This is a genomic window from Streptomyces sp. BoleA5, from assembly GCF_000373665.1.
Classification (GTDB): domain Bacteria; phylum Actinomycetota; class Actinomycetes; order Streptomycetales; family Streptomycetaceae; genus Actinacidiphila.
The window spans coordinates 97257-117380 of the sequence record NZ_KB892095.1 but is presented as its reverse complement, the minus strand read 5'-3'; the positions used below and the strand labels follow the sequence as shown (position 1 = coordinate 117380).

Sequence of the window (20124 nt, the reverse complement as noted above, 5' to 3'; positions counted from 1 at the left end):
CGGGCGCGGACCGTGCGGTCAGCCCGCCGGGCGGCGCTGGGTCAGCGCCGCGCCGGCGAGCACCACGAGGGCGCCGACCGGTTCGTTCCACGTCAGGCGCTCGTTCAGCAGGGCGACGCCGGCCGCGGTCGCGATGACCGGGATCAGGTAGGTGACCATCGTGGCGATCGTCGGGCCCTTCTCCGCGACGATCCCGTACTGCAGCAGGAAGGCGATCCCGGTGCCCAGCGCGCCCAGCGCCACCACCGACAGCGTCGGCCACAGCGGGAACGAGGCGGGCACGGAGGTGAACAGCGGCGTCAGCACGGCCAGCTGGACGGTGCCGAGGAGCAGCTGCGCGGAGGACATCGACAGCGCCGAGTTGCCGCTGCCGCTCAGGGTGCGGCGCACGTAGATCCAGCCCACCGCGTAGCTCGCGGAGGCGCCCAGCGCCATCGCGGTGCCCGCCGGGTCCGTCCCGGAGAAGCCCTGCCAGGCGCCGAGCACGGTCAGCACGCCGACGAAGCCGATGCCGACCCCCGCGACCCGCTGCCGGGTCGGCTTGTCGTCCGAGAGCGCCACCACCGACAGCACCATGCTCCACAGCGGGGTCGTGGCGTTGCATATCCCCGCGAGCGTCGACGGGATCGTCAGCTCCGCGTACGCGAAGAGTGTGAACGGCACTGTGTTCAGCAGCAGCGCGGCGACCGCCATGTGCCCCCAGGCGCGCGCGCCGCGCGGCAGCCGCTCCCGCTTCAGGGCGAAGGCGGCGGCCAGCACCGCGGTGCCGAACGCCATGCGGCCGAGCGCGACCTGCAGCGGGGCGTAGGCCTCGGTGCCCACCTTGATGAACAGGAAGCTGAAGCCCCAGATGAGCGCGAGCACCGCCCAGCTGACGCGCCAGTCGACGACGAGGCGGCGGCGCGCGGTGGCGGAGGGGGCGCCGGTGACGGCGGCCGGTGGGGCGCCGGCGGTGGAGGGGGCGGCCACGGCGTCCGGGCGGCGGGTGCTGGGTGCGCTCATGGCCATCACGATGACGGATCGAACCTCTTAGGACAAGCGAGAAAACCTGCCGGTGATCGCGTAGTGTTGCTTACATGTTGAATCTCGAGCGCCTGCGCATCCTGCACGCGATCTCCACCTACGGCTCGGTGAGCGCCGCGGCGGACGTCCTGCACGTGACGACCTCCGCCGTCTCCCAGCAGATGGGCAAGCTCGAACGTGAGACCGGACAGATCCTGCTCGCCAAGAACGGCCGAGGGGTCCGGCTCACCGACGCCGGCCGGCTGCTGTCCGGGCACGCCGACCGCATCCTCTCCCTCGTCGAGCTCGCCCACTCCGACCTGGAGGCGCACCGCGGCGCCGCGGTCGGCGAACTGCGCATGGCGGCCTTCCCCACGTCGGTGCGCGGGCTGTTCCCGCAGGCGCTCGCCGCGACGCGGCGCGACCACCCCAAGCTGCGCGCGATGGTCCGCGAGATGGAGCCCCAGGACGCGCTGGCCCGGCTCGTCCGCGGCGACATCGACCTCGCGGTCGTCCTCGACTGGTACAACAAGCCGCTGTCGCTGCCCGGGGGCCTGGCCAAGGAGCCGCTGCTCGACGACATCGCCGACGTCGTCGTCCCCGAGGGCCACCACCTGGCCGGCCGTGCCGAGGTCGACCTCGGCGAACTCGCCGACGACGACTGGATCGCCTGGCCGGACGGTGGCTTCTGCCACGAGTGGCTGCTGTTCACCCTGCGCGGCAAGGGCGTGGAACCGCGCATCGCCCACCACGCCGAGGAGCACCCCACGGTGCTGGCCCTCGTCGCCGCCGGCCTGGGCGTCGCCGTCGTCCCGCGCCTGGGCCGCGGCCCCCTCCCGGCCGGGGTCCGCGCCATCCGCGTGCGGCACACCATGAAGCGCCACATCTACGCCGTCTGGCGCTCCGACGCCGACCGCCGCCCCGCCATCCGCGCCGCCGTCGACGCCCTGCGCCGGGCGGGGGAGGACGTGGCGGCCGCCGACGTCTGAGACCATCCCCGGATGGCTGACTGGGCGACGTACGTCCTCGTGCGCGAGGACGGCGGGCACGAGGTGTACGAGGCCCGCTTCGGCGCGGTCGGTCTCGACCTCGACCTGCTCGCCGGTCCCGACGTCCTGGTGCCGGTCCTCCGGGAGCGCCCACGGGCCGAAGGCCGGCGCGACGAGGTGTGGTGCCAGGCGGCGGCGCTGATCGACCTGCGGCAGAGGGTGCTGCTGTTCTTCGCCTGGGAGGGGCCCGTCGTCGAACTGCGCCACCGCGCCGCCGTGTGGCAGGCGCTGCGACGCGCCTGGCCCGGCTGGCAGCTGCGCTGGACCTACGACGGTCCCGCCGAACTGCGTTCCCACCTCGGCCTGGACCCCGAGGCCGTACGGGAGACCGGCGGTTCGACCTGTCCCGACGGCGCCCTCGCGACCGGTGACGGGGAACTGGCCGAGCGCGATCCCATGATCCGGGTCGTCACGGTCGGCGCCGACCGCTGCCATCTGCTGTCCTCCGCCAACCACCACCCGGTGGCCGAAGGCCCGGCGCTGCTCGACCGGCTCGCGGGGGCGCCCGACCACGGGCGATGTGTCCTCGCCGCGGACTCCGGCCTCCATGTGGACCCGGCGCGGCGCCGGGTGGGCTGGTGGCTGCTCGGTGCCCAGGCCGGGGCGCCGCTGATGGCCTCGCGCTGGCGGGGGTGGACGGTGGAGTTCTGGGCGGACCACTGGGAGGAGCACGTCCGTGCCTCCGGCGGCCGTTTCACGCCCCCGCTCGTCGACCGTGACCAGGCACTCGCCGAACTCCGCGACGCCGCACGAGGACGGCGCTCCGCCCTCGGGGACGCGGTCGCGCGCGTGCCCTAGCCAGGGTCCGGCATCTTGCGGAAGTCCCAGGAGACCACGGCGTCCGGGGTCAGGCGGAGCCAGGCGTGGCGGCCGTCGTGGGGCATGGACTCCAGGCCGAAGTTCTTGGCGGCGAACAACCGCTCGACGGCCTCCAGGTCCGGGTGGGGCTCGCCGGTGCGGGGCGCCTCGCCCACGAACTCCACGGTGCCGGAGAGTTCGACGCCGCGCAGGTCCCCGTACTCCGTGCCGTCGTCGACGACGACCGCGACGCGCGGGTCGCTCCGCAGGTCGGCCCAGCGGCGGCTGCGGACGATCGAGTACAGCCACAGGGACGCGCCGTCCCAGGCGAACCACAGGGCTCCCACGTGCGGGCGGCCGTCGGGCGAGACCGTGGCCACGCGGCAGGTGCGCTGCGCGCCGAGGAAGGCGTCCACCTCCTCGGCGGTCATCATGATCCGGCGTCCGCGGCGCTGTGCGACGGCCATGCGCACCCCCACTTCCCAGCCTGACATGTCGTCAGGTACGTTCACCCGGGACGACGGTAGGGCACCCGAGCGCGAGGGGGCAAGAGTGGCGGACGGCAATCGGCACCGGCGGCTCGACGCGCTCCTGACCCCCCGGTCCGCCGCCGTGCTCACCGTCGAGTGCCGGCGCGGGGTGGTCCGCCCGGGCGGCGCGCTGCCGGAACTCGCGGCCGCCGTACGCGCCTCCGGGGCGCTGGAGGCCACCGGGCGGCTGGTCGCCGCCGCCCACGCGGCGGGCGCCACCGTGGTGCACGCGGTCGCGGAACGCCGCGCCGACGGCCGCGGGTCCAGCCGCAACGCGCGGATCTTCCGCGCCGCCGAACGGCTCCCCGTACCGCAGGTCGCCGGCACGCCCGCCGTCGAGGTGGCCGAGGAGATAGCGGTCGGTGCCGGCGACCTCGTGGTGCGACGGCTGCACGGGCTGTCGCCGGTCGCCGGCACCGGCCTCGACGCCGTGCTGCGCAACCTCGGCGTGCGCACGGTCGTCGTCACCGGGGTGTCGGCCAACGTGGCCGTCCCCAACGCCGTCTTCGACGTGGTCAACCTCGGCTACGAGGCGGTCGTGCCCGCCGACGCCATCGCCGGGGTGCCGCAGTCGTACACCGCCGACATGCTCCGGCACACCCTCGCGCTGGTCGCCACGGTCACCACCACCGACGAGGTGATCGGCAGCTGGGAACGGTCCGGGCCGGGTCCGGGGGACTCAGGCCAGGGCCACTGAGTCCCCCTCCACCTTGATGTTCGCCGCCGCCAGCGGCTGGGTCGCCGGGCCGTTGGCCACGCTGCCGTCCTTGATGCTGAACTTGCTGCCGTGGCAGGGGCAGTTGATCGTGCCGCCCGCGATCTCGCTGACAGCGCAGCCCTGGTGGGTGCAGATCGCGGAGAACGCCTTGAACGAGCCCGCCTCGGGCTGGCAGACGACGACCTTCTTGTCCGCGAAGATCTTGCCGCCGCCGACCGGGATCTCCGAGGTCTTGGCCAGCGCCGCCTCGGCCCCGCCGCCGGCGGGCGCCGACCCGCCGGCCCCCTGGTCGCCGCCCTGCGGGGGCGCCGCGGGGCTGTAGGCGCCCGCGGAGTCGTTGGAGTCGCCGCAGGCGGCCAGCGCGGCCGCGAGCCCCGCCGCACCCACTCCGGCGACCACGGCGCGGCGGGTCGGAGCCCCTGCGATGCCAGTCGTCTCGGCCATGCGTCACACATCCTGTTGCCTCGTCCGTTCCGGACCGCCTGCCGGGGCCCGGGAGCGTGGGTCACGCCCTGCCCTGTCGTACGGACGAGATGGGTGGGCCGTTCAGCCATCCCCTGAAAGTTCCACCCTCGAAAATTCCCCCCGGGGGCAGGGACCAGGGCCGGGACCGGGTGACGGCGGTCCGCGGCCGCCGGAGACCGGTCATTAGGATGCGTCCATGGAGGAAGTGACAGGTATCCGCTACGTCACGCCGTTGCGTGAGGGCGGATCGGTGCCCGGTGTCGTCGAGGCCGACGACCTGGGGACGTATGTGGTGAAGTTCGTGGGTGCCGCACAGGGCCGCAAGGCGCTGGTGGCCGAGGTGATCGCGGGGGAGCTGGCCCGGCGGCTGGGGCTGCGGGTGCCGCTGCTGGTGCGGTTCCAGTTCGACCCGGTGATCGGGCTGGGCGAGCCGGACCAGGAGATCCAGGACCTGCTGAAGGCCAGCGGCGGCCTCAACCTCGGCATGGACTTCCTGCCGGGCGCGCTCGGCTTCGACCCGCTCGTCTTCGAGGTGGAGTCCGCCGAGGCGGGGCGGATCGTGTGGTTCGACGCGCTCGTCGGCAACGTCGACCGCTCGTGGCGCAACCCGAACATGCTGGTCTGGCACCAGGATCTCTGGCTGATCGACCACGGCGCCTCGCTGATCTTCCACCACAACTGGAAGGGCGCCGACCAGGCCGCCGACAAGCCGTACGACGCCGCCGACCACGCGCTCGCCCGGTTCGCCCCGGACGTGGAGTCCGCCGCCCGCGACCTCGCCCCGCGCGTGGACGAGGCGCTGCTGCGCGAGGTCACCGCCCAGATCCCCGACGAGTGGCTGGTGGACGAGCCCGGCTTCGCGGGCCCCGACGAGGTGCGGCGCGCCTACGAGCGGGTGCTGCTGGCGCGCGCCGGCACCGTGGGCGAGCGGATCGTCCTCGCCCCGAAGCAGCAGGAGAAGCAGGCGCCGCCGGAGTGGCTGCGCACCTGGGTCGAGGGGAAGGCCGCCAAGTGAGCACGGCGAGCGGGCGCGATGTGTTCGAGTACGCGCTGGTGCGTGTGATGCCGCGGATCGAGCGCGGCGAGCTGATCAACGCGGGCGTGCTGGTCTACTGCCGGGCCAAGTCCTTCGTGGGCGCCCGCGTCCACCTGGACGAGACGCGGCTGCGCTGCCTCGACCCCGACGTTGACGTCGCGGGGGTGCGGGCCGCGCTGCGCGGCTACGAGGGCATCTGCGCGGGCGGCGACCGGGCCGGGCAGGCGGCGGAGGACGATCCGGGGCGGCGCTTCCGGTGGCTGACGGCGCCGCGCAGCACCATTGTGCAGCCGGGCCCCATCCACACCGGGCTGACCGAGGACCCGGAGGCCGAGGTGGACCGTCTGCTGGATCTTCTGGTGCGCTGAGCCACATCGGCGCGGTGGGCGTTGACACAGGGTCACTGCGCTCCTACGGTTTCGGCTACGGGACGTACTAAGCGGTCGCTCACCTGCGCGACCGCTCCCCACAGGGCTGAGGAGAGCAGATGTCGACCACCGAGCAGCGCGTTGCGATCGTGACAGGGGCGGCGCGCGGCATCGGCGCCGCCACCGCCGTGCGCCTGGCCGCGGAGGGCCGCGCCGTGGCCGTGCTGGACCTCGACGAGACCGCGTGCAAGGACACCGTCGAGCAGATCACCAAGGCGGGCGGCCGGGCCGTCGCCGTCGGTGCGGACGTCTCCGACGAGGAGCAGGTCGCGGCCGCGGTCGCGCGTGTCGCCGAGGAGCTCGGGGCGCCGACGATCCTCGTCAACAACGCCGGCGTGCTCCGCGACAACCTGCTGTTCAAGATGAGCGCGGCCGACTGGGACACGGTCATGAACGTGCACCTGCGCGGCGCCTTCCTGATGACCCGCGCCGTCCAGAAGCACATGGTGGACGCGAAGTTCGGCCGCGTGGTCAACCTGTCCTCCTCCTCCGCCCTCGGCAACCGCGGCCAGGCCAACTACTCCGCCGCCAAGGCCGGCCTGCAGGGCTTCACCAAGACCCTGGCGCACGAGCTCGGCAAGTTCGGCGTCACCGCCAACGCCGTCGCGCCCGGCTTCATCGCCACCGACATGACCGCCGCCACCGCCGCCCGCATCGGCATGGGATTCGAGGAGTTCCAGGCCGCGGCCGCCACCCAGATCCCGGTGCAGCGCGTCGGCAACCCGGACGACGTCGCCAACGCCATCGCCTTCTTCACCGGCGACGCCGCGGGCTTTGTCTCCGGACAGGTGCTGTACGTGGCCGGCGGCCCGCTCGACTGACCCGCGACAGGAGACCCGCATCATGAGCACCCAGCCCGACAACGGCCGCGTCGCGATCGTCACCGGAGCCAGCCGCGGCATCGGCTACGGCATCGCCGAGGCCCTGGTCGCCCGCGGCGACCGGGTCGTCATCACCGGCCGCAACGAGGAGGCGCTGAAGGAGGCCGTCGAACGCCTCGGCGCCGACCGGGCCCTCGGCGTGGCCGGCAAGGCCCACGACGAGGCGCACCAGGCCGAGGTCGTCGAGCGCACGATGGAGGCCTTCGGCCGCGTCGACTACCTCGCCAACAACGCCGGCACCAACCCGGTCTTCGGCCCGCTCGCCGAACTCGACCTCGGCGTCGCCCGCAAGGTCTTCGAGACCAACGTCGTCTCCGCGCTCGGCTTCGCCCAGCAGACCTACAAGGCGTGGATGAAGGAGAACGGCGGCGCGATCGTCAACATCGCCTCCATCGCGGGCATCAGCGCCTCCCCGTTCATCGGCGCGTACGGCATGAGCAAGGCCGCGATGGTCAACCTCACGCTGCAGCTCGCCTCCGAGATGGCGCCCGGCGTCCGGGCCAACGCCATCGCGCCCGCGGTCGTCAAGACCAGGTTCGCCTCCGCCCTGTACGAGGGCCGCGAGGAGCAGGCCGCGTCCGCGTACCCGCTGGGCCGGCTCGGCGTGCCCGAGGACATCGGCGGTGCCGCCGCCTTCCTGCTCTCGGACGCGGCGGCCTGGATCACCGGCCAGACCCTGGTCGTGGACGGCGGCATCTTCCTCAACGCCGGTGTCGGCGCCTGAGGTTCGGCTTCGTCCGCACGTCGACGCTCACCGTCCCCGGTGTCTGCCGTCGCTTCGGCGGCAGACACCGGGGGTGCGCGGCGCCGTCCGGCTCGGCGGACCCCCGGCCGGGCGGATTGTCAGTGCGGAACGGTACGTTCGTCCCCAGTAACGGATCGCGTACCGGAGGTTCCCGTCGTGCCCATCACGCTGCCCGAGTCCTGGCAGGCCGTCCTCGGTGAGGAGCTGGAGAAGCCCTACTTCACCCAGCTGACCGAGTTCGTGGAGGAGGAGCGCGGGAAGCACAAGGTCTTCCCGCCGCGCGAGCAGGTCTTCGCGGCTCTGGAGGCCACTCCCTACGACAAGGTGAAGGTGCTGGTCCTCGGCCAGGACCCGTACCACGGCGAGGGCCAGGGGCACGGCCTCTGCTTCTCCGTGCAGCCCGGTGTCAGGACGCCGCCCTCGCTGCGGAACATCTTCAAGGAGATGAAGGAGGAGTACGGCCACCCGGTCCCCGACAACGGCTATCTGATGCCGTGGGCCGAGCAGGGCGTACTGCTGCTCAACGCGGTGCTGACGGTGCGCGAGGCGGAGGCCAACTCCCACAAGGGCAAGGGATGGGAGAAGTTCACCGACGCGGTCATCAAGGCCGTCGCGTCCCGGCCGGACCCGGCGGTCTTCGTGCTGTGGGGCAACTACGCCAAGAAGAAGCTGCCGCTGATCGACACCGAGCGGCACGCGGTCGTCCAGGGCGCCCACCCGTCGCCGCTGTCGGCCAAGCTCTTCCTGGGCAGCCGCCCCTTCACCCAGATCGACGAGGCGCTCAAGGCACAGGGCCACGACCCGGTGGACTGGCGCATCCCGGACCTGGGCAAGTGAGGCCCGGTCCGGGCCGGGCGGCGCACGGGGGTCGTCGCCCGGCCCGGACCGACGGGGGCGCTCAGGACGTCAGTCGCCCGTGACCCCGTCGATGCGCGGGCGCCGGGTGGCCTCCAGGGCGATTTCCAGCCGGGCGCGGGTGAGGTCGCGGGCCTCGGTGACCGAGCGGTGCAGGAAGAACGCGAGCAGCGCCGCCAGGCCTTCGGGCCCGGTGCGGGTGCGGGGGTCCCGGAGGCGTCGGCGGTCTGCGACTCGCGGAGGGCCAGCCTGTGGACCGCCGCCTCCAGCAGGGCCGCCCGGGTCCGGGCGTGGTCGGACGTCGAGCCCTGCGGCAGACCGGCCGCCTCGTCGACCGCACGGTGGCTCAGGCCCCGCATCCCGCGCTCGGCGAGCGGCGCGAGTGCGGTGTCGGCGATCAGCTCGGCCCGGGACGTCTGCGCGGTGCTCATGACGGCAACCTACCGGCCCCGGCATCCCGCCCCGTCCCGACCGCGAGGGCTGAGCGGCGTGGGCCGCCGACCGGTCCCGGCGTGGCCGGGTGCACTCGGCCCCGGGCGCCGGCCGGACGGCCCGGCCGATGATCGGTCCGCCCTCCGGGGTGACGACACCGCCGGCCCGCGCCTGACCCTGCGCAGCCTCGACGGGATCGCCGACTGGCGCCCGCCGACCGGCCCGTATGCTGCCGACGGCACTGGTCAGGCACGGCAGGCGTAGGCGGGAGCGGCACATGGAACCCCTCAGGATCGGGGTCATCGGACTCGGCGACATCGCGCGCAAGGCGTACCTGCCGGTGCTCACGGCCCAGCCGGGGGTGGAGCTGCACCTGCAGACCCGCACCCGCGCGACCCTCGACACCGTCGGCGACACGCACCGCGTCCCGGTCGCGCACCGCCACGAGACCCTCGACGCCCTGCTCGACCAGGGGCTCGACGGGGCGTTCGTGCACGCCCCCACCGAGACGCACGTCGAGATCACCGAACGCCTCATCGCCGCGGGCGTCCCCGTCTACGTCGACAAGCCGCTCGCCTACGACCTGGCCGGGGCCGAGCACCTGGTGCGGCTCGCCGAGGAGCGCGGCGTCGGGCTCACGGTCGGCTTCAACCGCCGCCACGCGCCGGGCTACGTGCAGTGCGCCGACCACCCGCGCGACCTGATCCTCATGCAGAAGAACCGCATCGGGCATCCGGAGACCGCGCGTACCGTCGTCTTCGACGACTTCATCCACGTCGTCGACACCCTGCGCTTCCTCCTCCCCGGCCCCGTCGAGCACACCGACGTCCGGGCCCGGGTCCGCGGCGGGCTGCTCCACCACGTCACGCTGCAGCTGTCCGGCGAAGGCTTCACCGCGATCGGCGTGATGAACCGCATGAGCGGCTCCAGCGAGGAGGTCCTGGAGGTCATGGGCCAGGACAGCAAGCGCCAGGTGTTCAACCTGGCCGAGGTCGTCGACCACAAGGGTCAGCCCACCGTCCGCCGCCGCGGCGACTGGGTGCCCGTCGCCCGTCAGCGCGGCATAGAGGGGATCGCCCTCGCGTTCCTCGACGCCGTACGGCACGGCAGACCCCTCGACGCCCGCGACGCGCTGCTCACCCACGAGCTGTGCGAGCGCGTCGTCACCGCCGTGACCGAGCAGACCTCCTGAGCGCCGCCTCGTAGGCCCCCGCCCCGGCCAGCAGCAGCACCGCCAGCCGGGGCACCCAGTCCCCGAGCCGGTCGTACGGGCTGCGCCCGGAGTCCAGCGGCACGTCGTACACCTGCGCCGCGCTGCGCGACGTTCCCAGCACCGGGCCGAGCCGCTCGCCGCGGGCGTCGTGGACCGCGCTGATCCCCGTCAGCGTCGCGTGCACCATCGGCCGCCAGGACTCCGCGGAGCGCAGCGCCGCCAGCGAGGCGTGCTGCGCGGGCGCCCAGCTGCCCTGGAAGGAGGACGTGGAGGACTGCGCCACCAGCAGCTGCGCCCCGTCGTCCGCGAGGTGGCGGCTCATGTCCGGGAAGGCCGACTCGAAGCACACCAGGGGGCCCAGCCGCACGGGGCCCGCGTCCATGACCACCTGGTGCCCGCCCCGGATCCGGTCCTCACCGGCCGCCCTGCCCACCGACGTGGCCCAGCCCAGTACGGTGCGGGCCGGGACGTACTCGCCGAAGGGCACCAGCCGCATCTTGTCGTAGCTCGGGCCGGCCGGCCCGTCCGGGCCCATCAGCACCGAGGTCTTGGATATCCCGAGGCCGTCCGTCCGCCGGGCGTCGACGTTGACCAGGATGTCGGCGCCGACGTCCCGGGACAGCGCGGCCAGCCGGTTCGCCAGATCGGGGCGCGCCGACAGGTCGAAGCCGACGCTGCTCTCCCCCCACACCACCAGGTCCACGCCCTTGCCCGCGAGGGCACGGGTCAGCCGCTCCCCACGGTCGAAGCGCGGCTGCGGCCCGTCGATCACCCCCGGCTGCACCACCGCCACCCGCACGGACTCCCCGCCACGGGTCGGGACCGGTGCCCAGGCCCACACCGCCGTCGTGCCCACCGCCGCGGCCGCCAGCACCGAGCCCGCGGCCGCCCGGGACGAGGGCACGGCGAGGAGCGCGGCCAGCGCCGTGTTGACCGCCACCACCAGGAAGCTGACCAGCCACACGCCCCCGATCGAGGCCAGCCGCAGCGCCGGCGCGACCTGCCACTGGCTCGCCCCCAGCAGGCCCCACGGCCCGCCCAGGTACTCCCACGACCGCACCAGCTCGACCAGCAGCCAGGCGCACGGCACCAGGACCGTCGCCGCCACCACCGAGCGGCGGCCGGGCGTGCCGCCGAGCAGCCGCCGCACCAGCCACCCCCAGGGCGCCCACAAGGCCCCCAGCAGCAGCGCTATCAGCACGATGAAGACGTGCAGGCTCGGGATCAGCCAGTGGTGCACGGCCACCATGAACCCGGCCCCGCCCAGCCACCCGTCCAGGGCGGCCCGCCGGCCGGTCGGCGCGGCGCGCGCCAGCAGCATCCACGGCACCAGGGCGACGTACGCCAGCCACCACAGCGACGGCGTGGGGAACGCCAGCGCGGGCAGCGCCCCCGCCGCCGCGGCCGCAGCGCCGCGCGTCCACGGCGAGGCGGCGGGCCGGGGGGAGGCCGTCAGCGGGTCATCGACCTTCAGCGTCACCTGCGCCACTCCTCACACTCGCCTGGCCTCAGTCTCCTTCGTCGGGACGGCGTTGCCCAGAGGGCGACAGCGCGTGAGCCGGCGGTCCCGTGCGGTGCGCGCCGCCGCCCCGCGGCGCACGCCGGTCGAGAGTGCCCCTGCGGGGGACCGTGCTGAGGGGGGAACGGCCATGAGGACGAGGACGTACCCATGGGAAGGCGCACCGGCCCCGGGGAGCACGGGGAGGGGAGGAGCGCCACGGGCGGACCGCCCTTCGCGTCGGCTGAGCTCGAACCGCCCGAGGGCAGCCTGCCGGCCCTCTCCAGCGACGGCCTGATCGAGTCGGCCGGACACGACGTCGACGCGGGGCTCACGCTGCTCGCCGGACGCCCACCCGGCCCGCCGGGAGCCTGGAGGAACTGCGCGACAACGTGCTGTACGGGCCGCTGCGGGACCGGCCCGGCGACGACATCGCCCTGCTGATCGCCCGTACCCGGGCGCTCGACGCGCGTCAGGTCGTCACATGGGAACTGCCCGACGCCCCGGTCGTCGTCGTCGCCGCGGCGCGGCCGGGGAGCAACCGCGGGGAACGGGGGCTCGGGGAGGCCGTGTTCATCACCGAACTGGTCGTCAGCGAGCTGGTGACCGAAGCGATCCGCTACGCCGGCGGCGGCCCGATCCAGCTCCGGCTGCTCCGCGACGCCACCTTGATCTGCGAGGTCTCCGGCACCAGCAGCACCGCCCCGCACCTGCGCCGTGCCCGGAGCTTCCACGAGGGCGGCCGCGGGCTGCCGCTCGTCGCCCAGCTCACGAAGCGCTGGGGGATCCCGGCGGACGCCCACCGGCAAGACGATCCGGGCCGAGCAGGCACTGCCCTGACGTCCCTGAGCGCGCCCGGCCCCGTTGCGGAACCCCTCCCCGGTGCGTCACCCGCCTCGGTGCGGCGCCGCACTGAAGCCGTGTCAGCCCGCAAGCGGCTCAGCCGCCCCGGGACCAGTCCCCCTGCCGGCCGCCGCCCCACCGGTCACCGCCGGAATCGCCGTGCCGGCCGGAGCCGCCGCCGGCGCGGTGCCGGCCGCCGAGGTGTCCCTGCTCGCCGGAGCGGTGCGCGGCGACGGCGCGGGCCACGGCCTCCTGCCAGTCCTGGCTGTCCCAGTCGCCGCTGACGCGGGCGTGGCGTCCCGGGGCGGGAGGGCCGTCCGGGACGTCCGCGCGCGCGGCGTCGCGGGTGCCGGATCCCGTACCCGTGCCGCTCGTGGGGGCGCCGGTGTCCGTGCCGCTCGACGCGGACTTCGTGACCGCCTCGGGGCTGGATTTCGGCGTCTCGGCGGCGACGGCGGCGCCCGCCGCGGTCGGCACCATGGTCTCCCCGACGACCCCGTCCGGTACGGTCCTGACCGGCTCCTGGGCGGCCTTCGCGACGTCGCCGGAGCCGCCGTGCGGCATCAGCATGGACAGCCCCGCGACGGCGCCGGTCGCCGTCAGCACGGCCGTGCCCACCGAGCTGCGGCCGGGCCCGCGGCGCTGCCCGCGGTGGCGGCCGCCGACGACCTCTCCGCTGATCACCCGGACCTCCGAGGCCTCACCAGCCTCCACCGGCTGCGGCCGGGGTATCACCTCGGTGGGGTCCAGCGCACCCGGGTCCGGGTGGCTCGGTGCCTCGGCGGGCAGGGGGAGAGAATCGGCCATGGCTGCGATCATTCACATCCGGCGGCCCGATGTCCAGTTCTCCCGAAGATCCAACTGTCCGCTCACGGCGCGGTATTGAACGCCGATACCGGGTGGGGCCGTCCGGACGCCGCTCGCACCCCGCAGCCCCGGGGCGCACACTGGTCGCATGCCGGAACTGCCCGAAGTCGAGGCCCTGGCCGGGTTCCTCTCCGACCGCATGGCCGGGCACGCCATCGCCCGGATCCTGCCCGTGGCGGTGAGCGTCCTCAAGACCTACGACCCGCCGCTGGACGCGCTGCACGGCCGAACCGTGACCTCCGTGGGGCGGCGCGGCAAGTTCCTCGTCCTCACCACCGACGACGGCGCGGGCCCGTACCTCGCCGTCCATCTGGCCCGGGGCGGCTGGCTGCGCTGGAAGGACGACCTGCCCACGACGGCGCCCCGCCCCGGCAAGGGCCCGCTCGCGCTGCGGCTGCTGATGGCGGAACCGGAGGGAGCCGGCTTCGACCTGACGGAGGCGGGGACCCAGAAGCGGCTGGCCGTCCACTGCGTCCGGGACCTCCAGGACGTCCCCGGCATCGCCCGGCTCGGCCCCGAGCCGCTCGGTCCCGCCTTCACCCGCGAGGTCTTCGCGGCCCTCCTCTCCGGCGAACGCCGCCGCATCAAGGGCGTCCTGCGCGACCAGGGCGTCATCGCCGGTGTCGGCAACGCCTATTCGGACGAGGTGCTGCACGCCGCCCGGATGTCGCCGTACGCGCTCGCCGCGAACCTCTCCGAGGAGGAGGTCAGCCGGTTGTACGAAGCGCTGCGCACCACCCTCCAGGACGCCGTCGAACGCTCCCACGGTCTTGCCGCGGGCGACCTGAAGGGCGAGAAGAAGACCGGGCTGCGGGTGCACGGGCGCACCGGCGAACCGTGCCCCGTCTGCGGCGACACGATCCGCGAGGTCTCCTTCAGCGACTCATCCCTGCAGTACTGCCCCACCTGCCAGACCGGCGGGAAGCCGCTCGCCGACCGCAGGATGTCGCGGCTGCTGAAGTAGCCGCCCGGCGGGCGGTGGACCAGGATGGCCGGTGACCCGTCCCCGACCCGGAGCCGTGCCGACATGCGTATCGCGATCTTCGGAGCCACCGGCCATGTGGGACGCGAACTCGTCGCGCAGGCGCTCGCCTCGGGCCACGAGGTCACCGCCCTGGCCCGCGACCCCGCCGCGCTCCCCCCGCACGAACGGCTGACGGTGGTGCCCGGCGACGTCCGGGACCCCGAGGCCGTCGGCCGCGTCGTGGCGGGCGCCGACGGGGTGCTCAGCGCCCTCGGCACGCGTTCCCCGCGCGGCGGGACCGTCTGCGCCGACGCGATGCGGCGCATCCTCCCCGCCATGCGGGCACTCGGCGTACGGCGGCTGGTGGCCGTCGGGGCGTACGGGTCGGGACCCGGCAGGCGCGGCGCGTACCGGGTCGCGACCTCGCTGGTCATCCCGGCCATCATGCGGGACAAGGACCGTCAGGAGGAGGTGATCCGCGCCGAGGGCGACCTGTGGACGATCGTGCGTCCCGCGGTCATCACCGGCGGCCGCTACTCCGGCGTCTACCGCACCGGACCCGATCTTCGGCTCGGCCTCGTCTCCCGGGTCAGCCGGGCCGACCTCGCCGACTTCATGCTCCGCGCCCTGGGCTCCGAGGACTGCGTACGGCAGGCCGTGGCCATCGCCTCCTGACCGCCCGGACGGCCCATCGCGGGCGGCGTGCCCCGCGGCGGGCGCCGAGACTGGCCGTACGCGTCCGCACCGCCCCGGAAGGACCCCGTCATGCTCAACAGCCGCCGCAAGGACCTCGGACTGCTCGCGCTGCGCCTCGGGGCGGGCGCGGTGCTCGTCGCGCACGGCTCCCAGAAGCTCTTCGGCTGGTTCGGAGGTCACGGCCTGGAGGGCACCGGCGAGGCGATGGAGTCCATGGGCTTCCGGCCCGGCCGGCGCAGCGCGCTCGCCTCGGGCCTCGCCGAGGCGGGCGGCGGAACCCTGCTGGCGCTCGGGCTGGCCACCCCGGCCGCGGGCGCGGCCGCCGCCGGGGGGATGGCCGGCGCGGTCTCCGTTCACCTGCCGGCGGGCTTCTTCTCCGCCTCGGGCGGCTTCGAGTTCCCGGCCTTCCTGGGCTTCACGGCGGCCGCGATCGGCCTCGCGGGACCCGGCCGGTACTCCCTGGACCACCTGACCGGCGGCGTACTGGACTGCCCCTGGACGGTCGCGGCCTCCTTCGCTGCCAGCGCCGCCGCCGCCGCGCTGGTGATCTCCCGCCGAAACGCCGCCGTACGCGCCGACATGGCGGCCGAGCTGCCGGAAGAAGCCTGACCGGACGGTGGACGCGGCGGCCGGGCCCTGACACAGTCCTGCTCTCGGCACCGACAGACGGGACAGGGACAGGGATGGGCGACCGGGCGGACCACCAGTACGAGATCTACCTCAACGGGCTCGCCGGCGTGCTGCCCGCGCTCCCCACGGATCTGACGCGGCTGGAGGCACTGGCCGCCGAGCGCCTGGCCCCCGGCCCCTTCGGGTACGTCGCCGGCAGTGCGGGAAGCGGCCGTACGGAACGCGCCAACCGGGAGGCCCTGGACCGGCTGCGGATCGTGCCGCGCATGCTGCGCGACGTGTCGTCGCGCGACCTGTCGGTGGAGGTCCTCGGCCGCACGCTGAGCGCCCCGCTCGCGCTGGGCCCGGTCGGCGTCCTGTCGATCGTGCACCCCGACGCCGAGTGCGCGGCCGCCCGGGCCGCCGCGGCGCAGGGGGTGCCGTTCGTGCTCTCCTCGGCGTCCAGCACGCCCATGGAGGACGTCGCCGAGGCCATGGGCGACGCCGAACGCTGGTTCCAGCTGTACTGGGCCAAGGACCGCGAGGTGACGCGCAGTTTCCTGGGCCGCGCCAAGGCCGCCGGGTACACGGCGCTGCTCGTCACCCTCGACACCCCGCTGCTCGCCTGGCGGCCCCGCGACCTGGACCAGGCGTACCTGCCCTTCCTCAAGGGCATCGGCACCGCCAACTACTTCACCGACCCCGCCTTCCTCGCCGGACTCGCCAAGCCCGTCGAGGAGGACCTGAACGCCGCCGTACTGCACTTCGTCGGCATGTTCGCCGACCCCGGCAAGACCTGGCCCGACCTCGCCTTCCTGCGCGAGAACTGGGACGGCCCCATCGTCCTCAAGGGCGTCCAGCACCCCGACGACGCCCGCCTGGCCGCCGACGCCGGCATGGACGGCGTCGTCGTCTCCAACCACGGCGGCCGCCAGGTCAACGGTGCGATCGGCGCCGCCGACGCCCTCCCCGCGGTGGCCCGCGCCGTCGGCGACCGCCTCGCCGTCCTCTTCGACAGCGGCATCCGCACCGGCGACGACGTCTTCAAGGCCCTCGCGCTCGGCGCGTCCGCCGTGCTCCTCGGCCGCCCCTACGCCTACGGCCTCGGCCTCGGCGGCAGGGCGGGCGTCGAGCACGTCGTACGCTGCCTGCTCGCCGAGTTCGACCTCACCCTCGCCCTGTCGGGCCACTCCCGCCCCGGGGAACTCGGCCCGCAGTCGCTGCAGCAGGTCCCGTAGGCGGCGGGGCCTCAGGCAGGCGCCTTCGCACCGGCGTCCTCGGGCTTGCGGACGCGGAAGGCGAACTGCCCGCAGTAGGTGAGCTTGCGCAGGTTCGCCAGGGCGGCGCCGCGCTCGGTCCGATGCGCCCAGGTGTCGATCTCGGCGTTCAGGGGTGACGCCTCGTCCCAGTAACGGCCGTACTCCGGCGGCCGCCCGTGGTACGAGCGCATGATGAGGGTCACCCCGTCCAGCGAGGGCCGGATCTCCTCCATGACGAGCCCGGCCTCCTCGACCAGCACCCGGAAGCCGTACGGCGTGTAGTTCCAGAGGCTGAAGGAGTGGTAGGGCTCGAACTGCGAGGTGCTGCCGATGAAGACCCCGCCCGGCCGCAGCACCCGTCCGATCTCGGCCAGCAGTTCCCTCGGGCGGGAGACGTGCTCGAACACCTGGTGCGAGTAGACCAGCGGGAGGGCGCCGCTGCGGAAGGGCAGCCGGACGCCGTCGTAGTACAGGACGGGGTCGTCGCCGGGGGTGCGCTGCCGTGCCTCGGGGGAGCCGCTGATGTCGACGCCCACCCAGCGCACCCGCGGGTTGTGCCGGCGGAAGTGCGCGGCGGAGCCGCCCCGGCCGCAGCCGAGGTCCACCACCCGGTCCGGTGCCCGGGGGGAGGTCATGGCCTCGTCGAGGTAGAAGCGCGACGTGACCTGGCGGGCGTGGTCGTCGGGGATGCAGTCGCGCATGAGCTCCCACAGGGTTGCCATGGACCCGATGCTACGGACGGGCCCCGGAGCGGGACCGGCGGCGCGCGGCCCTGGGGCGGGCCCGCACCGCCGTCCGGGCGCCGGGACTCGCGCAATGCGGACCGGAACTGACCGCGAGCCGCGCGAGCATGACGGTGTGACATCGACATTCCGCGGCCTGGCCACCATCCGCCACCACGCCGAGGACCTCGCGGCCGCGAAGGCCTGGTACTCCGAACTGCTCGGCGTCGAGCCCTACTTCGACACCCCGGACTACGTCGAGTTCCGTCTCGGCGACCACAGCCAGGAGCTGGGCGTCTCGCGTACGCCCTCGGCGCCCGCCGGCGTGGTCGCCTACTGGCACGTCGACGACGTCGGGGCGGTCTGGGAGCGACTGCTCTCCCTGGGGGCCCGCTCGCGCGAGGCGCCGCGCGACCACGGCCACGGCTTCGTCGCGGGCGCGGCCGTCGACCCCTTCGGGAACCTGCTCGGCGTGATGTACAACCCGCACTTCGCCGAGATGGCCGCGGCGCCCCCCGGCGTCACCCCTGCGCCAGCCGGAGGGTGAACCACACCGTCTTGCCCTCGCTCGACGGCCGCGTGCCCCAACCCGTGGCCAGCGCCTCCACCAGCAGCAGGCCGCGCCCCGACTCGTCGCCGAGTTCGGCCGGACGGCGCTGCGGGATGTGGGTGCTGTGGTCGGTGACCTCGACGGTGATCTCCCGGTCGGTACGGTGCAGCCGCAGTCGCAGCGGCCCCTGGGCGTGCCGGACGGCGTTGGTGAGGACCTCCGAGGCCAGCAGGCAGGCGGCGTCCGAGACGTCCGCGCAGCCCCACTGCGCCAGGGTCTCGCGGACGAAGCCGCGCCCGTCGGCGACCGCCGAGGGGACGGCCGTCACCTCCATGGCGGTCGAGGCGAGCGGTGGTTCGGGCAGCCGGGCCAGCAGCAGGGTGACGTCGTCGGCGTGGCCGTCGGCGTCGGGACGCAGCGAGGCCAGCACCATGTCGGCGGCCTCCTCCAGCCCGGGGGCGCGGGCGAAGGCGGTACGCAGCACCGCGCCCAGGCGGCGCAGCTGCTCGTCGATGTCGGAGCGGGGCGTCTCGACCAGCCCGTCGGTGTAGAGCACGAGCGTCGACCCCGCCGCCACGGGCAGGCACACCTGCTGGTGCGGCACGTCGCCGACACCGAGCGGCACGCTGATCGGCGCGGGCAGCTCCCGCACGGCGGCGTCGGGACCGGGATCCACCAGCAGTACCGGCAGATGGCCCGCCGAGCAGACCGTCACCTCGCCCGCGTCCGGGTCCACCACCAGGTAGCAGCAGGTGACGAGCTGGTCGGGCAGGTCGGCGACGAAGGCGTCGAGGGCCTGTATCAACTGCCGCGGGGGTATCCCGGTCTTGGCCAGCGCGCGGGCCGCCGACCGCAATTGCCCCATCACCGCGGCGGCCTCGAGGCCGCGCCCCATCACGTCGCCGATGAGCACGCCCACCTGGCCTCCGCCCAGCGGGACGAGGTCGAACCAGTCGCCGCCGACGCCCGCGCCCTGAGTGGCGGGGAAGTAGCGGCTCGCGGTGCGCATGCCGGGCGGCTCGGGCGGTGACCCCATGAGGCTGCGCTGCAGGGTCAGCGCGATGTGCCGCTGCTGCCGGTACAGCTCCGTCAGCTCCTCCTCGGCACGCTTGAGGTCGGCGATGTCGCGCACGATGGAGCAGGCGCCCACGATGTCCCCGTCCCGGCCGCGGATCGGCCAGAGGGTCACGTCGACGTCCAGCAGCCGCCCGGCGCTGGTCACCCGCAGCATCTCGAAGTGCTCCACCCGTTCGCCGCGGGCGAGCCGTTCCAGCAGGGTCGCGATCTCCTCCTTCAGGTGCTCCGGGGCCAGCATCGACACGTGCCGGCCGATCGCCTCCTCCGCCGAGTAGCCGTACAGCCGCTGCGCCGCGGCGTTCCAGTAGGTGATGCGGCCGTCGAGGGTCTTGGCGAGGATCGCGTCCTGGGACGACTCCACGAGCACCGCCAGCTCGTTGATGCGCTCCTCCGCGGCCTTGCGCTCGCTGACGTCGCGCACCGCGGCGGAGATCAGCAGGCCGTCGGCGGTCTGCAGCGGGCTGAGGCTGATCTCGACGGGGAACTCCCGGCCGTCCTTGCGCAGTCCGTACAGCTCCAGTCCGGCGCCCATCGGGCGCACCTGCTGGTTGTGCGCGTAGCCGTGCCGGTAGTCGGGGTGGTGGCCGCGGAAGCGATCGGGGACCAGCACCTCGACGGGGCGGCCCAGCAGTTCCTGCCGGGTGTGGCCGAACAGGGACTCGGTCTGCGCGTTGACCAGTCTGATGACACCGGTGCCGTCCACGATGACCATCGCGTCCGGGGCCGCCTCGAGCAGCGCGCGGAACATCTCCTCGGCGGCCGGGTCGCCGACCGCCGGGGCCGCCGAGTCGGTCCGGGTCTCGTGCATCGTGGTCTCCCTGTCGATCCGGGCGTCCTTACGGGGCCGGTTCCGGGACCGTAGGGCCTGGGGACGGGCCGTGCCGGGG

21 protein-coding genes and 1 pseudogene are annotated in these 20124 nt (G+C 74.2%); 14 read left to right on the top strand and 8 right to left on the bottom strand.

What is annotated here, in order from left to right:
• Positions 1–18: 18 nt before the first annotated feature.
• Positions 19–1008: a DMT family transporter gene (locus B085_RS0111100; RefSeq protein ID WP_018558644.1), complete on the bottom strand. Its 990-nt coding sequence runs from the start codon at positions 1006–1008 to the stop codon at positions 19–21.
• A gap of 68 nt (positions 1009–1076) precedes the next feature.
• On the opposite strand from B085_RS0111100, the gene B085_RS0111095 reads away from it, so the two are divergent.
• Both B085_RS0111095 and B085_RS45560 read left to right on the top strand, forming a co-directional pair.
• Positions 1077–1991 carry a LysR family transcriptional regulator gene (locus B085_RS0111095; protein ID WP_018558643.1) on the top strand — a complete coding sequence of 305 codons (915 nt, stop codon included), beginning with the start codon at positions 1077–1079 and terminating at the stop codon, positions 1989–1991.
• Positions 1992–2003: 12 nt separating this feature from the next.
• Positions 2004–2849 (top strand): hypothetical protein, encoded by an 846-nt coding sequence (locus B085_RS45560; RefSeq protein ID WP_018558642.1) that lies wholly within the window; start codon positions 2004–2006, stop codon positions 2847–2849.
• On the opposite strand, the gene B085_RS0111085 is transcribed toward B085_RS45560, so the two are convergent.
• Positions 2846–3316 carry a pyridoxamine 5'-phosphate oxidase family protein gene (locus B085_RS0111085; protein WP_026250918.1) on the bottom strand — a complete coding sequence of 157 codons (471 nt, stop codon included), beginning with the start codon at positions 3314–3316 and terminating at the stop codon, positions 2846–2848. The two genes, B085_RS45560 and B085_RS0111085, sit on opposite strands and share 4 nt — an antisense overlap.
• Positions 3317–3401: 85 nt before the next feature.
• Here B085_RS0111085 and B085_RS0111080 point away from each other — a divergent pair, with 85 nt between their 5' ends.
• Positions 3402–4076, top strand: a complete 675-nt coding sequence (locus B085_RS0111080; protein WP_018558640.1) for an isochorismatase family protein — start codon at positions 3402–3404, stop codon at positions 4074–4076.
• On the opposite strand, the gene B085_RS0111075 is transcribed toward B085_RS0111080, so the two are convergent.
• A complete protein-coding gene (locus B085_RS0111075; RefSeq protein WP_018558639.1) occupies positions 4059–4541 on the bottom strand; it encodes a Rieske (2Fe-2S) protein in 483 nt (160 codons plus the stop codon). The genes B085_RS0111080 and B085_RS0111075 overlap by 18 nt on opposite strands.
• 217 nt (positions 4542–4758) lie before the next feature.
• On the opposite strand from B085_RS0111075, the gene B085_RS0111070 reads away from it, so the two are divergent.
• The 5 genes from B085_RS0111070 to B085_RS0111050 all read left to right on the top strand — a co-directional run bounded on the left by B085_RS0111070 (position 4759) and on the right by B085_RS0111050 (position 8489).
• A complete protein-coding gene (locus B085_RS0111070; protein ID WP_018558638.1) occupies positions 4759–5577 on the top strand; it encodes a HipA family kinase in 819 nt (272 codons plus the stop codon).
• A 47-nt stretch (positions 5578–5624) separates the two neighbouring features.
• On the top strand, positions 5625–5966 hold the full coding sequence (locus B085_RS0111065; protein WP_051102031.1) for a DUF3037 domain-containing protein: 342 nt from the start codon (positions 5625–5627) through the stop codon (positions 5964–5966).
• Positions 5967–6085: 119 nt separating this feature from the next.
• Positions 6086–6847 carry a 3-oxoacyl-ACP reductase FabG gene (fabG, locus tag B085_RS0111060; protein ID WP_018558636.1) on the top strand — a complete coding sequence of 254 codons (762 nt, stop codon included), beginning with the start codon at positions 6086–6088 and terminating at the stop codon, positions 6845–6847.
• A 22-nt stretch (positions 6848–6869) separates the two neighbouring features.
• Positions 6870–7631 (top strand): SDR family oxidoreductase, encoded by a 762-nt coding sequence (locus B085_RS0111055; protein ID WP_018558635.1) that lies wholly within the window; start codon positions 6870–6872, stop codon positions 7629–7631.
• Between the two features lie 177 nt (positions 7632–7808).
• Positions 7809–8489, top strand: coding sequence for a uracil-DNA glycosylase (locus B085_RS0111050; protein WP_018558634.1), 681 nt, complete (start codon positions 7809–7811; stop codon positions 8487–8489).
• Positions 8490–8579: 90 nt separating this feature from the next.
• On the opposite strand, the pseudogene B085_RS49245 reads toward B085_RS0111050, so the two are convergent.
• Positions 8580–8938: pseudogene (locus B085_RS49245) on the bottom strand (TetR/AcrR family transcriptional regulator); the annotation flags it as partial.
• 278 nt (positions 8939–9216) lie between these two features.
• Here B085_RS49245 and B085_RS0111040 point away from each other — a divergent pair.
• The gene (locus B085_RS0111040) at positions 9217–10131 is read left to right on the top strand and encodes a Gfo/Idh/MocA family protein (RefSeq protein WP_018558632.1); all 915 of its coding nucleotides are present in this window, start codon (positions 9217–9219) and stop codon (positions 10129–10131) included.
• Here B085_RS0111040 and lnt read toward each other — a convergent pair.
• Together lnt and B085_RS45555 are read right to left on the bottom strand one after the other, a co-directional pair.
• Positions 10103–11641 carry an apolipoprotein N-acyltransferase gene (lnt, locus tag B085_RS0111035; RefSeq protein ID WP_018558631.1) on the bottom strand — a complete coding sequence of 513 codons (1539 nt, stop codon included), beginning with the start codon at positions 11639–11641 and terminating at the stop codon, positions 10103–10105. The genes B085_RS0111040 and lnt overlap by 29 nt on opposite strands.
• Before the next feature lie 948 nt (positions 11642–12589).
• Positions 12590–13300, bottom strand: coding sequence for a hypothetical protein (locus tag B085_RS45555; RefSeq protein WP_026250915.1), 711 nt, complete (start codon positions 13298–13300; stop codon positions 12590–12592).
• Between the two features lie 148 nt (positions 13301–13448).
• Here B085_RS45555 and B085_RS0111020 point away from each other — a divergent pair, with 148 nt between their 5' ends.
• From B085_RS0111020 to B085_RS0111005, 4 genes are all read left to right on the top strand, one after another.
• On the top strand, positions 13449–14324 hold the full coding sequence (locus B085_RS0111020; RefSeq protein ID WP_018558630.1) for an Fpg/Nei family DNA glycosylase: 876 nt from the start codon (positions 13449–13451) through the stop codon (positions 14322–14324).
• A 63-nt stretch (positions 14325–14387) separates the two neighbouring features.
• Positions 14388–14999: an NAD(P)-dependent oxidoreductase gene (locus tag B085_RS0111015; protein WP_026250914.1), complete on the top strand. Its 612-nt coding sequence runs from the start codon at positions 14388–14390 to the stop codon at positions 14997–14999.
• A 90-nt stretch (positions 15000–15089) separates the two neighbouring features.
• The gene (locus B085_RS0111010) at positions 15090–15629 is read left to right on the top strand and encodes a DoxX family protein (RefSeq protein ID WP_018558628.1); all 540 of its coding nucleotides are present in this window, start codon (positions 15090–15092) and stop codon (positions 15627–15629) included.
• 74 nt (positions 15630–15703) lie between these two features.
• Positions 15704–16867: a lactate 2-monooxygenase gene (locus B085_RS0111005; RefSeq protein WP_018558627.1), complete on the top strand. Its 1164-nt coding sequence runs from the start codon at positions 15704–15706 to the stop codon at positions 16865–16867.
• Positions 16868–16878: 11 nt separating this feature from the next.
• Here B085_RS0111005 and B085_RS42030 read toward each other — a convergent pair whose 3' ends face one another.
• The gene (locus B085_RS42030) at positions 16879–17610 is read right to left on the bottom strand and encodes a class I SAM-dependent methyltransferase (RefSeq protein WP_063741010.1); all 732 of its coding nucleotides are present in this window, start codon (positions 17608–17610) and stop codon (positions 16879–16881) included.
• A 136-nt stretch (positions 17611–17746) separates the two neighbouring features.
• Between B085_RS42030 and B085_RS42025 the strand changes: the two genes are divergently transcribed.
• A complete protein-coding gene (locus B085_RS42025) occupies positions 17747–18157 on the top strand; it encodes a VOC family protein (RefSeq protein ID WP_037731564.1) in 411 nt (136 codons plus the stop codon).
• Here B085_RS42025 and B085_RS46805 read toward each other — a convergent pair.
• On the bottom strand, positions 18132–20045 hold the full coding sequence (locus tag B085_RS46805; protein ID WP_018558624.1) for a PAS domain S-box protein: 1914 nt from the start codon (positions 20043–20045) through the stop codon (positions 18132–18134). The two genes, B085_RS42025 and B085_RS46805, sit on opposite strands and share 26 nt — an antisense overlap.
• Positions 20046–20124 lie beyond the last annotated feature (79 nt).